Origin of the sequence: Caballeronia catudaia (assembly GCF_001544755.2) — a bacterium.
Lineage (GTDB): Bacteria > Pseudomonadota > Gammaproteobacteria > Burkholderiales > Burkholderiaceae > Caballeronia > Caballeronia catudaia.
Genome location: NZ_FCOF02000005.1, coordinates 111,068 through 126,178, shown reverse-complemented (window position 1 = coordinate 126,178; position 15,111 = coordinate 111,068). Strand labels below are relative to the sequence as shown.

At 63.0% G+C, this 15,111-nt stretch carries 17 protein-coding genes; 11 read left to right on the top strand and 6 right to left on the bottom strand.

All coding sequences use genetic code 11. The annotated features are described in order from the left end of the window. The first annotated feature begins 194 nt into the window (after window positions 1-194). Window positions 195-1,205: a chemotaxis protein gene (locus tag AWB75_RS07485; RefSeq protein WP_061123446.1), complete on the top strand. Its 1,011-nt coding sequence runs from the start codon at window positions 195-197 to the stop codon at window positions 1,203-1,205. Window positions 1,206-1,313: 108 nt separating this feature from the next. Here AWB75_RS07485 and AWB75_RS07480 read toward each other — a convergent pair whose 3' ends face one another. The 3 genes from AWB75_RS07480 to AWB75_RS07470 all read right to left on the bottom strand — a co-directional run bounded on the left by AWB75_RS07480 (window position 1,314) and on the right by AWB75_RS07470 (window position 2,735). Beyond that, entirely contained in the window at window positions 1,314-1,589 is a 276-nt protein-coding gene (locus AWB75_RS07480) for a hypothetical protein (RefSeq protein WP_061123445.1), read from the bottom strand. Window positions 1,590-1,896: 307 nt separating this feature from the next. Beyond that, window positions 1,897-2,328: a response regulator gene (locus AWB75_RS07475; RefSeq protein ID WP_061123444.1), complete on the bottom strand. Its 432-nt coding sequence runs from the start codon at window positions 2,326-2,328 to the stop codon at window positions 1,897-1,899. 65 nt (window positions 2,329-2,393) lie between these two features. Next, window positions 2,394-2,735, bottom strand: a complete 342-nt coding sequence (locus AWB75_RS07470) for a hypothetical protein (protein WP_061123588.1) — start codon at window positions 2,733-2,735, stop codon at window positions 2,394-2,396. 266 nt (window positions 2,736-3,001) lie between these two features. Between AWB75_RS07470 and AWB75_RS07465 the strand changes: the two genes are divergently transcribed. Both AWB75_RS07465 and AWB75_RS07460 read left to right on the top strand, forming a co-directional pair. After that, window positions 3,002-4,024, top strand: a complete 1,023-nt coding sequence (locus tag AWB75_RS07465; protein WP_061123443.1) for a transporter — start codon at window positions 3,002-3,004, stop codon at window positions 4,022-4,024. A gap of 74 nt (window positions 4,025-4,098) precedes the next feature. After that, window positions 4,099-4,278, top strand: a complete 180-nt coding sequence (locus AWB75_RS07460; RefSeq protein WP_061123442.1) for a CsbD family protein — start codon at window positions 4,099-4,101, stop codon at window positions 4,276-4,278. 40 nt (window positions 4,279-4,318) lie between these two features. On the opposite strand, the gene AWB75_RS07455 is transcribed toward AWB75_RS07460, so the two are convergent. Then, entirely contained in the window at window positions 4,319-4,786 is a 468-nt protein-coding gene (locus tag AWB75_RS07455) for a nuclear transport factor 2 family protein (protein WP_061123441.1), read from the bottom strand. A gap of 88 nt (window positions 4,787-4,874) precedes the next feature. Here AWB75_RS07455 and AWB75_RS07450 point away from each other — a divergent pair, with 88 nt between their 5' ends. Beyond that, on the top strand, window positions 4,875-5,459 hold the full coding sequence (locus AWB75_RS07450; protein ID WP_061123440.1) for a TetR/AcrR family transcriptional regulator: 585 nt from the start codon (window positions 4,875-4,877) through the stop codon (window positions 5,457-5,459). A 170-nt stretch (window positions 5,460-5,629) separates the two neighbouring features. Here AWB75_RS07450 and pdxR read toward each other — a convergent pair whose 3' ends face one another. Continuing rightward, window positions 5,630-7,123 (bottom strand): MocR-like pyridoxine biosynthesis transcription factor PdxR, encoded by a 1,494-nt coding sequence (gene pdxR / locus AWB75_RS07445; protein ID WP_061123439.1) that lies wholly within the window; start codon window positions 7,121-7,123, stop codon window positions 5,630-5,632. A gap of 173 nt (window positions 7,124-7,296) precedes the next feature. Between pdxR and AWB75_RS07440 the strand changes: the two genes are divergently transcribed. The 5 genes from AWB75_RS07440 (at window position 7,297) to AWB75_RS07420 (ending at window position 12,721) form a co-directional block, all read left to right on the top strand. Beyond that, complete coding sequence (locus AWB75_RS07440; protein ID WP_061123438.1) at window positions 7,297-8,409, top strand: ABC transporter ATP-binding protein; 1,113 nt, start codon at window positions 7,297-7,299, stop codon at window positions 8,407-8,409. A gap of 69 nt (window positions 8,410-8,478) precedes the next feature. Next, window positions 8,479-9,513 (top strand): ABC transporter substrate-binding protein, encoded by a 1,035-nt coding sequence (locus AWB75_RS07435; RefSeq protein WP_061123437.1) that lies wholly within the window; start codon window positions 8,479-8,481, stop codon window positions 9,511-9,513. Window positions 9,514-9,576: 63 nt separating this feature from the next. Beyond that, window positions 9,577-10,848: an ABC transporter permease gene (locus tag AWB75_RS07430; RefSeq protein WP_200822941.1), complete on the top strand. Its 1,272-nt coding sequence runs from the start codon at window positions 9,577-9,579 to the stop codon at window positions 10,846-10,848. Between the two features lie 6 nt (window positions 10,849-10,854). Continuing rightward, window positions 10,855-11,694 (top strand): ABC transporter permease, encoded by an 840-nt coding sequence (locus AWB75_RS07425; RefSeq protein WP_061123436.1) that lies wholly within the window; start codon window positions 10,855-10,857, stop codon window positions 11,692-11,694. A gap of 562 nt (window positions 11,695-12,256) precedes the next feature. Next, a complete protein-coding gene (locus AWB75_RS07420) occupies window positions 12,257-12,721 on the top strand; it encodes a DUF3331 domain-containing protein (RefSeq protein ID WP_235012014.1) in 465 nt (154 codons plus the stop codon). 68 nt (window positions 12,722-12,789) lie between these two features. Here AWB75_RS07420 and AWB75_RS07415 read toward each other — a convergent pair whose 3' ends face one another. Beyond that, a complete protein-coding gene (locus AWB75_RS07415; protein WP_061123434.1) occupies window positions 12,790-13,404 on the bottom strand; it encodes an NAD(P)-dependent oxidoreductase in 615 nt (204 codons plus the stop codon). A gap of 439 nt (window positions 13,405-13,843) precedes the next feature. Here AWB75_RS07415 and AWB75_RS07410 point away from each other — a divergent pair, with 439 nt between their 5' ends. Both AWB75_RS07410 and bcsD read left to right on the top strand, forming a co-directional pair. Next, window positions 13,844-14,041, top strand: coding sequence for a hypothetical protein (locus AWB75_RS07410; protein ID WP_061123433.1), 198 nt, complete (start codon window positions 13,844-13,846; stop codon window positions 14,039-14,041). Window positions 14,042-14,536: 495 nt separating this feature from the next. Next, window positions 14,537-14,992: a cellulose biosynthesis protein BcsD gene (bcsD, locus tag AWB75_RS07400; protein WP_061123431.1), complete on the top strand. Its 456-nt coding sequence runs from the start codon at window positions 14,537-14,539 to the stop codon at window positions 14,990-14,992. Window positions 14,993-15,111: the final 119 nt, after the last annotated feature.

Sequence of the window (15,111 nt, the reverse complement as noted above, 5' to 3'; positions counted from 1 at the left end):
TCGAAAAAAGTATAGATCAACGGCGCCGCGCGCAAGTGCGGCGCGGGCCGCGTTTCGTCAAGCTCACGTCATTCTGCACGCCTTCAGTTTCGCCGATAAATGCCGCTAATCAGGCATTCGGCGGAAAGTTATCGCTTAAGGCAGCAATACACCAAAGCAACGCGGCGCGACGCACCGCTTAGAGGGAGAACGAGGTGAGCAGTTCACAACAGGATATCGAGCAGCGCGTGCGGCTCGCGGGCAGCAACATGTTCGAATTGCTCCTGTTCAGGCTCGGCGAGGCGCCGGGCTCTGAACAGCGCAGCGCTCTGCGCGAGGCCGGAGTAAGTGCTAAAGCGCTAACTCCGGTCCGCGAGCTCTACGGCATCAACGTGTTCAAGGTGCGCGAAATTCTCGCCATGCCGACGATCACGGCGGTCGCCGGATCGAACGAAGAGATTCTCGGCGTCGCGGATATCCGCGGGCAGATCATTCCGGTGATCGATCTCGCGCGCATCACCGGTTGCCGGCCGAAGAACGGTCCGAAGATTCTGCTCGTCACCGAATTCGCGCGCACGACGCAAGGCTTCGCGGTCGAGGAAGTCGACGATATCGTGCGGCTCGAATGGAATCAGGTGCTCTCGGCGGAATCACACTCGGGCGGCAAGACCGTGACGAGCTTCGCGCGTCTGGACGGCAACGTCGACGGCTCGCGCCTCGCGCAGGTGCTCGATGTCGAGCGCATCGTGCGCGACGTGCTGCCGTCGCGGCAAGCCGATATCACCGAGGCGAACACCGGCCGCCTGCAACTGAAGCCAGGCGCGCGCGTGCTGGCGGCGGACGATTCGGGCGTCGCGCGGGCGCTCATCGAGCAAAGCCTGACCGCGATGGGCGTGCCTTTCGTGATGACCAAGACCGGTAAGGAAGCGTGGGACGTGCTGGAGTCGGCGCTGAAGAAAGCGCAGAAGGAAGGCACCGAAGTCGCGGACCACATCGCGCTCGTGCTCACGGACCTGGAAATGCCCGAAATGGACGGCTTCACGCTCACGCGCCGCATCAAGGCGGAAACGGGGCTGATGCACATTCCGGTGGTGATTCACTCGTCGCTGTCGGGATCGGCGAACGAGCAGCATGTGCGCAAGGTCGGCGCGAATGCGTATGTGTCGAAGTTCGAGGCGTCGGAGCTCGCGAACGTGATGCGCGGCGCGCTGGCACACGCAGCCTGAAAAACGATCGGCGCCCGGTGACACGGACCTTTTGAGCCTGTGCCAGCGGACGCCGAAGCAGTCTTTCAGCCGATGCGCCCGGCGGATGAGCCGGGCAAGCCGAACCGGTTATTGACCGAAGAAGACCGATTGCGACTTGTTGGCCGATTGCGTGCGGTTGCCCGATTGAGCGACGCTGTCACGCGAGCCGCCGAAAGCGGTCGTGTTCACGGCGTGGGCGTTTTCTTCGGCGGCGACCGTCTGTGCGCTCGGGCCTTGCTGCGACGACGGCGCGCCGCCAGCCGGACGGTAGAACGGGGCCGGGCCGTAGCCGCTCGCGAAAGCGGGCGCGGCGAGCGTGGCGGAAGCGGCGATCAGGAGAGTAGCGAGAAGGTTGCGTTTCATGGTGTGCTCCAAAGACGGTTGACGTTCAATCAGAAAGCGCCGCAGCGGTCTTGCGAGAAACTGTCTGCTACGTCGATGAAGCGCAGTGTATACCCCTACTATTGCTTTTTTATCTCCATAAATTTCAATTCACTTTTCGTCGTGCGCTAACAATCGCTGGCCGCACGATCGTGCTGATTTTCTACTCTAGCTTGCTGGGGAAGGCGTTGCGGGATGCGCCGCGCGATCGGCGCGTGCGGGTTGGCTTGCGGGGGCGGAACAATTATCTAGCGAACGCGCATGCGTTTCGCGAGTGGTATCCGTGCTTTCAATGGACGAGACGCCCGATCAAGCCCACGAGTGCCGTAGGCGGATTGCCCTTTTGACAATAGCCGTCGAATCCTGAATGAAGACCCTCTTTGCGCACGGCTTCCTCGCCGAGCGCCGTGAACGCGATGATCACCGCGTCGCGCGTGCGGCCGATTCGACGCAGCACGCGCGCGGTCGCGTAGCCGTCGTGCTCGGGCATCGTGATGTCGAGGATGACGACATGCGGCACCCAGACATCGATCGCATGCAGCGCATCGACGCCTGACAGGGCGACGCGCGTGTCGCAGCCGTCGGAGGCGAGCGCAGCCGAGAGCGCTTCGGCGCTATAGGCGTTGTCGTCGACGATCAGAATGCGCCACTGCTCGCGGTTGACGTTGACGCGACGGTGCGTCCACAGCGCGCAATGAGGGGAATGCAGAGTGACGGACATGGGCATTGGACGAGAGCACATGCTCGCACCGCAGCACGTTTCGCGCCTGCCCGCTGCCCTCGCGTTCAGGCGTCGCTGTCTTTCTTGCTCTTGCGGCGCTTGGCCGACGCCACTTCGCTCTCGCGCAGGCGCGCATTCGCTTCGACGAGCGATGCCGCGTCGCGCTGACGCAACGCGAGATCGAGCTCGCCGAGCGCGCCGACGAGCGCCGCCTGTTCCGCCTCTTCGAGCCGCACGGCGCAGTTGGCGACGCGCCGCGCTTCCTTGTCGATTCGCTTGAAGAGCTTCGCGCCGAAGCGCGTATCGATCGCACCTTCGCGGGCGAGCCCGGCGATCACCGACGTGAGCCGGATGAGCCCTCCCGCCGTGGTTTGCGTCGCTCCATCCAGATCGTCACGGTCTTCCACTGCCTTCTCCCCATGTTGGAGCCGAGCGTTCGCCGGCGCTGGTGCGCCCGTCATGCGTGGCGCGATGATACGCCGACAATATGACAGTCATATTTGCGCGCGCAGCGGCGTTCCGGTCCATCGTTTCGATCCCGTTCACGCGTTACGATCGCGATTCGGGGCGCGACCGATGGCACACTAGCGCGTGGCGCGGGAATGTCCGGAGTATCGGCCTTCGCGCCGTCCGCGGATATGCCGATCTACCAGAATGCCAACAGAATGCCCGCATGAATCCCGCTACCCTGCAAAGACCGCCCTACGGCTCTGATTTCTCCGGCCTCGTCTGTGGCTATCGCTTTCATGTCGATCATCCCGGCGAGCCGATCGACGCCGAAACCGCGAGTCGATGGCTCGCGCGCGACGACACGTCCAAGGAGTTCGTCTGGCTGCACTTCGATCTCGCGAACAGCTCGTGCGAGCGCTGGATGCGCGGCCGCCTCGATCTGCCCGACGCATTCTTCGACACGCTCAACGAAGGCTCGCACTCGACGCGCCTCGAGCATCAGGAAGGCGCGCTCTTCGCCGTCATCAACGACGTGATGTTCAACTTCGAGCTGACGCCCTCGGAGATCGCGACGCTGTGGGTATACACGCATCAGAAGCTGATCGTGACGGCGCGCCTGAGGCCTCTGCGTTCCGTCGATTCGCTGCGCGAGTCGGTCAAGCGCGGCGAACTGTTTCGCTCGCCCGCCGAACTGCTCGCACATCTGCTGCGCGATCAGGCCGATCTGCTCGTGCATATCGTGCGGCGCACGAGCGTCGAGGTCGACGGCATCGAGGATCGCTTTCTGTCGATGCGCGGCGCCACCATGCGCACCGATCTCGGCGGCTTGCGGCGCGTGCTCGTGCGGCTGCAGCGTCTGCTCGCGCCGGAACCCGGTTCGGTGTTCCGGCTGCTGGCGCGGCCGCCGCGCTGGCTGCATTCCCACGACATTCAGGATCTGCGCGATGCGACCGAAGAGTTTTCGCTCGTGCTCAACGATCTCGCGGGGCTCGTCGAACGCATCAAGCTGCTGCAGGAAGAAGTCTCGACGCGCCTCGGCGAGCAAAGCAACCGCACGCTGTTCACGCTGACGCTCGTGACCGTGCTCGCGTTGCCGATCAACATCGTCGCGGGCTTTTTCGGCATGAACGTGGGCGGCATTCCGTTCGCGGAGAATCATCACGGGTTCTGGCTGCTCGTCGCGATCGTCGCCACTTTCACCGCGCTCGCCGGATGGTGGGCGTTCCGCCGCCGGCGCGATATATGACATGAATCGGTAGCATGAATCGGGCACATTCGATGCGTTTCTGCCGATGAGGATCACACCCTCCGGAGGACATCATGGACAAGAACCGCATCGAAGGCACGGCGCGTCAGATGAAAGGCATCGTCCGCGAAGCCGTTGGCAAGGTCACCGGCAGCCGTGGCACGCAAATACGCGGGGCGGCCGAAAAAATGGCGGGCAAAATGCAGGCGAAACTCGGCGCGGCTGCCGACGCCGTCAGGCGCGTCAAGAAATAGCCGCTGCGCCGCTCATGCCGCCTGCCGGCACGCACAAACATCAGAAGGCCAGATCGCTCAGGCTCGGATGATCGTCGGGCCGGCGGCCCAGTGGCCAGTGATATTTGCGGTCTGCTTCCTTGATCGGCAGATCGTTTATCGATGCATGCCGATGCGTCATCAGCCCTGCTTCGTTGAATTGCCAGTTCTCATTGCCGTAGCTGCGATACCAGTTGCCGGCATCGTCATGCCATTCGTACGCGAAGCGCACGGCAATGCGATTTTCCTTGTACGCCCATAGCTCCTTGATCAGCCGATAGTCGAGTTCGCGCGACCACTTGCGCCGCAGGAACGCGACCACTTCCTCGCGCCCGTTTGCGAACTCCGCGCGATTGCGCCACTGTGTGTCCACGCTATAGGCGAGCGATACGCGCTCGGGTTCACGCGTATTCCACGCATCTTCGGCGAGACGGACTTTCAGCGTGGCGGATTCTTCATCGAACGGCGGGAACGGCGGCTTGGATTCCATGAGTGTCCTCTTCGGGAGAATTGGTAGACAGGTCTGTCTACCGAGCGCACTCTAGCGCAGGTAGACAAACCTGTCTACAATCTACCGCATGATTACATCGACTGCACTTCCCAATGCCGCGGACCCCGCGCCGGACGCACGCATCCTGCACACCGCCCACGATCTCTTCTATCGCGACGGCATCCGCGCCACGGGCGTCGACCGCGTGATCGCCGAATCGGGTGTCGCGAAGAAAACGTTCTATCGATATTTTCCGAGCAAGGACGATCTCATCGTCGCGTTTCTGGACTTCCGCCACGATAACTGGATGACGTGGTTCCGCGATGCATTGGCGCGCCACGGCGGCACGCTCAACGCGCTCGTGCCGGCGCTCGCGGAATGGCTCGGCAGCGAGAGCTATCGCGGTTGCGCGTTCATCAATTCGGTCGTGGAAGTGGGCGCGACGCTGCCGCAAGCGGTCGACATCTCGCGGCGTCACAAACGCGACATGACCGCGGCGATCCGCGCACTCATGCCGGCGTCGCGCACGGCGAAGGCGGATGCACAGGCGCTCGCACTGGCGGTGGATGGCGCGATCGTCGCGGCGCAATTCGCGGATTCGCCCGCCGACGCGTTGAAGGCGCTCGCGCGCGTGGTGCGGGCCATCAAGCGCGGCGCGGCCGAACCTCGATAGACGCAGGACACATGCTTTTCCAGGCCATAAAAGAAAGCACCGGCGCGAGGCCGGTGCAAAAGGTTGAGCCGGGGAGGACACAACCCGAGAGGGAATTTAAGAGTGCGACATAAATGTCCATAAGTGAAATCGAGGTTTTCAATCGCCACGGTTGAATCGACAGATCGGGTTTACGACTGTGGCTCGGCCATAGGTAAGAGCGCACGTTCGATCACATCGGCGAGCTTTGCGAAATTGGGCGCGATCTCGTCGTTCGGCACGCATGCGTAGCCGAGCATCAATCCCGGCCGCGCGTTGGTGCGATCCATGTAGTAGTTGACGAGCGGCCGAGTCACCACGTTCGCTGCGAGCGCGTCGGCGGCGACCGCGCGGTCATCGGCAAAAGGAGGCAGTTCCAGCACGAAGTGCAGACCGGCTTCGTCGCCTCGCACGGCGAGCGCATCGCCGAAACGCGCGCGAATCGCGTTGATCAGCAACTCGCGGCGCTCGCCGTAAAGCCCGCGCATGCGCCGCACGTGCGATGTGAGATGCCCGTCGAGAATGAACTCGGTCAGCACGGCCTGCTGCATCAACTGTCCTTCGCGATAAAGCTCCGCCACGCCGACGCGAAACGTGTCGACGAGATGTTCGGGCACGACCATATAGCCCATGCGCAAGCCGGGATACAGCATCTTGCCGAGACTGCCCACATAGATGACCTGTCCGGCATCGTCGAGACCTTGCAGCGATGACAGGGGCCGGCTGCCGTAGCGGAATTCGCTGTCGTAATCGTCCTCGATGATCCATACCTTGTGCTGGCGCGCGAATTCCAGCAGCGCGCGGCGTCGCGCGAGACTCATCACCATGCCGAGCGGATATTGATGCGACGGCGTCACCAGCGCGATGCGCGGCGGCGCGGCCATGTCGCGTGCGGCCGGATTGAGCCCCTCTTCGTCGACGGGAACGGGCACGAGCGTCAAGCCCGACGATTGCAGCACACTGCGCACGCCCCAGTAGCACGGCTCCTCGACCCACGCGCGGTCGCCGAAATCGGTGAGCAGGCGCACGGTCAGGTCGATCGACTGATGAATGCCCGTCGTGATGATGATCTGGTCCGGCTGGCACTTCACCGAGCGCGCGACGCGCAGGTAGTCCGACAACGCGCGGCGCAGCGGCCGATAACCGCTGCCGGGCGCATACGTAAGCAGATCGGGGCTCGCCCGCTTCCAGAGCCGCGCCTGCAGGCGGCTCCAGGTGCGCGCCGGAAATTCGGCGACATCCGGCACGCCGGGCATGAATGCGCCCCACTGTTTCGGCGACACGCCCGCCTGCGCGATCAGGCGCTCGCCGCGGCGCGAGATCATGCACGGCGTCTTCGTTTCTTCGGCTTTCGCCTGCCTGGCGGCGCCGTCGCGGGGCGCGGTGTCGGCGACGTAAGTACCGCTGCCGGTGGTCGACACCACATAGCCCTCGGCCGTGAGCTGATCGTAGACGTGCAGCACGGTATTGCGCGCGATCCCGAGGTCGATCGCAAGCGTGCGCGAACTCGGCAGCTTCGTGCCCGGCGCGAGCTGGCCCGTCAGGATGGCCTGCTGCATCAGTTCCAGCACTTGCCGGTACATCGGCTCGGCGGCCGTGCGATCGAGCCGCGCGTGCAGCCAGTCGGCCAGGATGACGGTATCCATGAAGTGCTCCCGGCGGGAACCACCCGGATCGAGTGGCTCCATCCTGATTATTGAAATGGTTCCCCATTCTAGAACCCTTTCAGGATATAGTTAGCCCAATCAGTGGAAAAAATTTCCGAGCGTTCCGTGAGACTCTCGGAAGGTTCAAGATCTTTCCGAAGGAGACACGGAAGATGAAATCCGATCAGGTCATCGTCAGTTTTCGCGGCGTGCGAAAGACTTACGATGGGGAAACGCTTGTCGTCAAATCGCTCGATCTCGATATCTATCAGGGCGAATTCCTCACGCTGCTCGGGCCGTCAGGCTCCGGCAAGACGACCTGCCTCATGATGCTCGCGGGCTTCGAGTTTCCGACCGGCGGCGAGATCTGGCTCGATGGCAAGCTGCTCAACAAGGTGCCGCCGCATAAGCGCGACATCGGCATGGTGTTCCAGAATTACGCGCTCTTTCCGCATCTGTCGGTGCAGCAGAACGTGGACTATCCGCTGACGGTACGCAAGATGTCCGCCGAAGAGCGCGCGCACCGCGTCAACGACGCGCTCAAGATGGTGCGCATGGAAAGCTTCGCGAAGCGGTATCCGGCGCAGCTTTCGGGCGGTCAGCAGCAGCGCATCGCGCTCGCCCGCGCGCTCGTCTTCGAACCGAAGCTCGTGCTGATGGACGAGCCGCTCGGCGCGCTCGACAAGCAGTTGCGCGAGCACATGCAGATCGAGCTCAAGGCGCTGCACGAGAAGCTCGGCGTCACCTTCGTCTACGTGACGCACGATCAGGGCGAAGCGCTCACCATGTCCGACCGCGTCGCGGTGTTCGACAAGGGCATCGTGCAGCAGCTCGACACCGTCGGTCACCTCTACGAAGCGCCTTGCAACGAATTCGTCGCGAACTTCATCGGCGACAGCAACCGGCTGCGCGGCACCATCGAAGACGCGCAGGGCGATTACTGTGCGATCCGCCTCGCCGACGGCACGCGGCTGTCCGGCCTCAACGTCGCGAAGGCGCAACCGGGCGCGCCGGCCATCGCGTGCATCCGGCCCGAGCGCATGAAGCTCACGGCGGCGAACGGTCACGCGAATGGTCAGGCGAACGGGGACGGACGCAATGCGCTCGCCGGCGAAGCCCGAAGCCTCATCTATTTCGGCGATCACGTACGCATGCGCTGCGGCGTGCGCGAACAGGACGAGTGCTTCGTCAAGGTGCCGCTCGGCACGGCGGCGCTCGACGGTTTCACGCCCGGCGCGCCTATCGCGCTCGAGTTCGCGCCCGAGCATCTGCGTGTATTCGCCTGAAACACGCGTTCATCTTTATCGGCAGCAGGTCCACTGACAAAACCAAGTCAAAGAAGAGAGGAAACCATCATGAAGAAGTTCGCACTGTGTTCCATGGCGGCCGCGCTCGCATGCGCATCGGCGGCGTCGCTCGCGGCGGAAATCACCGTCGTCAACTTCGGCGGCGCGAATGGCGACGCGCAGAAAGTCGCGTTCAATCAGCCGTTCGAGCAATCGACCAAGAACAAGGTCACCGCCGTCGAGTACAACGGCGAGCAGGCCAAGGTCAAGGCGATGGTCGAAGCGAAGCACGTGAACTGGGACGTCGTCGAAGTCGAATCGGGCGATCTCGGCCGCGGCTGCGACGAAGGTCTCTATGAAAAGCTCGACTGGTCGAAGATCGCGAAGAAGTCGGACCTCGTGCCCGAATCGCCGGCGACGTGCGGCGTCGGCTTCTTCGTGTGGTCGACGGCGCTCGCCTATAACGCCGACAAGCTCAAGGCCGCCCCGGCAAGCTGGGCCGATTTCTGGGACACGAAGAAATTCCCGGGCAAGCGCGGCATGCGCAAGGGCGCGCGCTACAACCTCGAATTCGCGCTGATGGCCGACGGCGTCGCGCCGAAGGACGTCTACAAGGTGCTGGGCACGAAGGCCGGCGCGGACCGCGCGTTCAAGAAGCTCGACGAACTCAAGCCGTCGATCCAATGGTGGGAAGCGGGCGCGCAGCCGCCGCAATTCCTCGTCGCGGGCGATGTCGTGATGTCGACCGCCTACAACGGCCGCATCGACGCGGCGCGCAAGGAAGGCAAGAACCTGAAGGTCGTGTGGAACGGCAGCATCTACGATCTCGACTACTGGGCGATTCCGAAGGGCTCGCCGAACAAGGACGTGGCGACGCAGTTCATCGCGTATTCGGTGTCGCAGAAGCCGCAGGAAGTCTATGCGCAGCACATCGCGTACGGCCCGGTGAACAAGGCCGCGATCTCCGCGCTCGACGCGAAGACCAAGGCCGACATGCCGAACTCGCCGGACAACGCCAAAAACGCCGTGCTGCAGGACATGGCGTTCTGGACCGACCACGGCGACGAGCTCGAACAGCGCTTCACCGCCTGGGCATCGAAGTAAGCACTTTGCAGGGTGACGGTCGCGCTTCTTGAAAAGCGCGACCGCAAGGAAGGAGACACCAGCGTGAACACCATGACGATCGCGGCGGAAGACTCGCGCGAATCGAGCGCGCGTCTGAAGCGCGAACTGAAGATCGCCGATGCGAAAAAGCGCGCGATGGCGCTCGCGCTCATCGCACCGCTCGCCATTTTTCTGTTTCTGATTTTCGTGGTGCCGATCGGCGCGCTGCTCACGCGCGCGATCGAAAATCCCGAAGTGGCGAACGCGCTGCCGCACACGGGCGCCGCGCTTGCAAAATGGGACCGCAAGGCGCCGCCATCGGACGAAGCCTATGCCGCGCTCGCGCAAGATCTCACGGCAATGGCGGAAGGCGAATCAATGGGCGCGCTCGCTCGCCGACTGAACACCGAAATTCCGGGCTACCGTTCGCTCGTCGCGAAAACCGCACGCGCGATGCCGATGGCGGGCGACGACGGCAAGCCGCTGCCCGCGGCCCAAATCAAGGCGAAGATTCTCGAGATCGACGACCGCTGGAACGATCCCGCTTACTGGCAAGCGATTGCGAAAAATGCGGGCCGTTATTCGCCGTTCTACATCCTCGCGTCGCTCGATCACAAGCAGGACGGCTTCGGCAATATCGTCCATGCCGGTCCGGATCAGTCCATCTATCTGAACGTCTTTTCCCGCACGTTCGTGATCGGCGTGGGCGTGACGCTGTTCGCGCTCTTGCTCGGCTATCCGCTCGCCTACTGGATTTCGACGCTGTCCGAACGGCGCGCCAATCTCGTGATGGTGCTCGTGCTGATTCCGTTCTGGACCTCGATTCTGGTGCGCGTCGCCGCGTGGATCGTGCTGTTGCAGAGCGAAGGGCTCGTGAACACGGCGCTGATCGGCGCGGGGCTGATCGGCTCGCCGCTCGCGCTGCTGTTCAACCGCGTGGGCGTCTATATCTCGATGACGCACATCCTGCTGCCGTTCATGATCCTGCCGCTCTACAGCGTGATGAAATCCGTGCCGCCGACGTATCAGCGCGCAGCCGTGTCGCTCGGCAGCCATCCGTTCGCCGCGTTCTGGCGCGTGTACGTGCCGCAGACCTATCCGGGCATCGGTGCGGGCGTGCTGCTCGTGTTCATCCTCGCGATTGGCTACTACATCACGCCGGCGCTGCTCGGCGGGCCGAACGATCAGATGGTCAGTTATTACATCGCCTACTTCACCAACGTGACGATCAACTGGGGCATGGCCTGCGCGCTCGGCGCACTGCTGCTCGCCGCCACGCTGCTGCTGTACGTGGTCTACGGACGCTTCACGCGCTCGAACGTGAGTCTGGGGTAAGGAAATATGAAACTCGCCAAACCGCTGTTCGCGCCGCATACGTCGGGTATCGAGCGCATCTGCTATTTCGCGTTGCGCATTCTCTGCGTGCTGACGCTCCTGTATCTGATCCTGCCGGTGCTCGCCATCGTGCCGCTCTCGTTCTCGTCGAGCACGTTTCTCGTCTATCCGATTCCGGGCTGGTCGATGCGCTGGTATCACAACCTCGTCATGTCGCAGGAATGGCGCATGGCTGCAAAGAACAGCTTCATCGTTGCGCCTTCCGCAACCATCGTCGCGACGATCCTCGGCACGCTCGCCGCCGTCGGGCTGACGAAGGCCAATTTCATCGGCAAGAGCGCTCTGATGGCCGTGCTCATCTCGCCGATGATCGTGCCGGTGATCGTCGTCGGCGTCGGCATGTATCTGTTTTTTGCGCCGCTCGGGATTGCGAATACGTATTTCGGGCTGATTCTCGCGCACGCGGCGCTCGGCGTGCCGTTCGTCGTGACGACCGTCGGCGCGACGCTGCAGAACTTCAACACCAACCTCGTGCGCGCAAGTCAATCGCTCGGCGCGAGCCCGCTTACGACTTTCTTTCGCGTGACGCTGCCGGTCATCGCGCCGGGCGTGATTTCGGGCGCGCTGTTCGCGTTCGCCACCTCGTTCGATGAAGTCGTGGTCACGCTCTTTCTCGCCGGCGCCGATCAGACGACGTTGCCGCGGCAAATGTTTACCGGCATTCGCGAAAACATCAGCCCGACGATTGCCGCGCTTGCGACGATCCTCATCGTGTTTTCGACGAGCTTGCTGCTGGCGCTCGAATGGCTGCGTGGCCGTGCGGCGGCGCGTGCGGTGGCGGGGTAAGACTGGACCGCGGGCGGGTGCTCGAACCGGGCGGAGAGCTTGCTCAGCAGGCCTCGGCGTGGGGCCATCACCTGAATCGGCGGCTGGACTGACGCACTTGGTTCTGGCGCGCTATCGTCCGATACGATCTCTCGCGCGCGGGCCAGTCGCTCCATCGCATGCGACAGTGCGTGGAGGTGGCCTGAGACGCGGCCTCGATCGATTGCGCGGACCGTTCTCAGCCCTTGTCCAGCCTCGTTCCGAGTGGGGCCGTCGTGTGCGTCGACGACCTGCCTGGCGCGTTCCGGTCGTTGAGGTTGACTGATCGCGGTCTCGTACGAAACGGACACCGCGCGAAGCCCTCACATCCGGTCCGACATTAACCCCACGAACTGCCCGGAACGCCCGCCAGCCAAGCAAACGATCAGGGCCGTGCAAAGAGCCACCCGCCCGCCACGCAAGGCTCACAAAGGCGTCCAACCGATTATTCGTAACAGCGGGATAGTGTATTCACTGATGCAGTATTTATCGGAATGTGCTTAATGGCGTACGTTCTAGGTCGAGTCAAGCCTGGAACAATGCCATGACAGCTTTTTCGAAAAGAGCGGACCCGTGGTCACAGACGGTTCACCAGCTCGAGGCGATGCCGAAGGATATCGCCCGCACTGCCCCATCCCAGAAAACCGCGCGCGCCGAAAGCGCGTTTCTCGAACGCCTGACGCGCGACTGGAATCGCACGCATCCGCATTCCGATGATCGCGTTCCGTTCCCGCAAGCGATCGTGCGCGTGATCGAGCGTCCGAGCAGCGCGACGGCGCTCGTCTACTGGTCCGATCCCGGAACGTGCCATTACGGTTATCAGGGCTGGCGCGCGACCACGGCGACGTCCGAGGGCGTGTGCTCGCTCTCGGGGATGCCCATTCATCGCGGCGATCAGGTCTATCGACCGTCGCAGCGCGATCCGAAGCCGCAGAACGCCTCCGCGATGATCCTCGCCGCCGCGATGCCCAGGAGCAGCGAGGAAGTGGAAGCAGACGTGCACGGCTGAGCTTTCGCCCGAGCGGAGCGGCGACGCACCCCGGCCTCGGTTCGCGATGCCGGTGGGCTCTGTCGCGCTCAGTATCCGATCGTGATCCGCTGCCTGATGTGGGCGCCGCGGCCGAACTCGTCGAGGAAGGCGATCGCGTAGTCTTCGAACGAGATCCAGCTACGCCCGCCGCCGTCGACAAGCAACTCGTCCACGCCGAGCCGGAACCGCTGCGTGCGCGCGCCCGGCACGAATTCGGCCGAAGGCGAAATGAAAGTCCAGTCGATGTCGCGCTCGCGGCGCAGCGCGTCGAGAAACGCGGCGCCCGCCGTAGCCTCCGGCTTGTATGCGTCGGGAAAGTCGGGCAAGTCGAGCACGCGCCGCCCCGGCGCGACGTACAGGCTGCCCGCGCCGCCGACCACCAGCAGCCGCCGCACGCCGGCACGCTTCATCGGTTCGACGATCGCACTCTCGGAAACCGTGGCGAAGCGCGTTGCGCTGAACACCGCATCGTGCCCGGTGATGGCGGCGGCGAGCGCGTCCGCGTCGAGCACGTCGACGTTTTGGGCGCTGACGCCCTCCCGCTCCGCGAGCCGGGACGTGTCACGCGCGATCGCGGTGATCGTGTGTCCGCGGCGCAACGCTTCTTCCATCAGACGGCTGCCGACATTGCCCGTCGCGCCAACGATCGCGATTTTGCTCATTGCTCGTTCTCCATTCTTTCTAACGGCGTTCGCACCGGCATGCCCGACCGGCCGTTTCATGATAAGGGAAACAAACCGCGCACAACCGCTCCTCCGCATCGAGTTTTTTCCGACGAATACCGAAATCGGAGAATCAATCGGCGCACGGCCATTATTAAAAGCATACGTAGCATTCTCATGGCATGCAATTTCCGGGCCGATTTTGCGTGCCTGGCGCTATATCGACACATCATTGTCATAACCGAAACGCGCTTTCGAAAACCTATGCCGCCGTTAAACTAGAGGCCCCGCGCTCTTTCGAAACGCGCGACAGCGGCGATCCCCGGCGCGCCGCCCGCAGCAGTCTCGAAGTGAGTTTCCAAATCGAAGTTCGCCAAAATGTCATCACATTGGTTTATATTGCAGTTCCTCGCCGCTCCATTACCGGAAGGAGTTAACCGTGAAGAATCCGCAATTGCAGGGTGCCATCGAAGGACGCGAAAATCCGGCAGGCGAAACCGCCTTTGAGCCGATTCCGGTTCGCGCTGTCCCCAAGGATTCAGCCGATCAACCCGGCTACTCCGATTCGCTGGACATCCCGCTCAATTACGGCATCGTGATGGACGCAGTTCGCGACGCGGTACGCGCGAATCCGTAAGCGTTCGAAATCCCATGCGAAGCGCCCCATTCGGGGCGCTTTTTTTTCGCCCTTCACTGCCCTTCTCAAGTACGACGAATCGACGATTGGCCGACGGCAAGTAAGTTATTCCGCCGAAAGTCAATCCGTAAGAATCAGAGCCGATGCGCGCCGGCCGGGCAGATTAACGAGATGGTACACTGCCGCCGCCGAAAGGCAGCGCGCGCGCAATCGCCGATCGGAATCAAATAAGCGTGTCGACATTTCGTCCATGCGACCGAGCGCCGAACGTTCGAAATGAGCCGTCCGCGGCTTCCTTTTCGCCCGATCCGCAAAAAAATCCACTGCTAGTCTTTCTACTGGCGAAAAAAAACGCATTGAAGTAAGTTCAGACGTGTAATAGCGCCTGGACAAACGTCCGGATCAATGCTCGCGGGGCTAAAGGGATTCCCGGCGAGGACGTAAACAAGACCGATCAACCACGCGCTGTGGCTCACGCCCTGCCGAACGAAAAACATGGCCGCTATTTTCGATTACCTGTTGGACAGCCAGATTTCCAAGCAATGGCGTGGCCTGCTCGCCGCGCTTGCGGACGAGTTCGAAGCGCAGATCGGGCGCAACGAATTGCGTCAACTGATGCATCGCGTGGGCAGCCGCTTCGCGCAAGCCCGTCCCTTGCCGCCCTGCGATTCGACGTCCGCGCTCGCCGACGCGCTCAACTCGCTGTGGCGCGACACCGACTGGGGCTTCGTCGAACTCTCGGACGAACCCGACTATTTGACCATCGTGCATTACTGCGCGCCGTTGCCCGCCTTCGGCGAAAGTGCGCTCGCGTGGACGCCTGCGTTTCTCGAGGGCGCTTATCAGCAGTGGCTCGCCGCGCTCGGCGCACAAGGTCTGGCGATCCGGCAGGCGAGCGAGTTCGGCGACGACGCGGCCATCGAATTCAGGCTCGCGCGCGTCGCGGCCTGACAGCATCTTCAGTACACACGACCGCCGCCTCGACGCGGCGGCATCGACCGCCCCGACGGGCGGATCAGAACAGGCAGTAGCCGGCCAGGCATCAGGAAAGGTACGACGAGGAAGCGTCA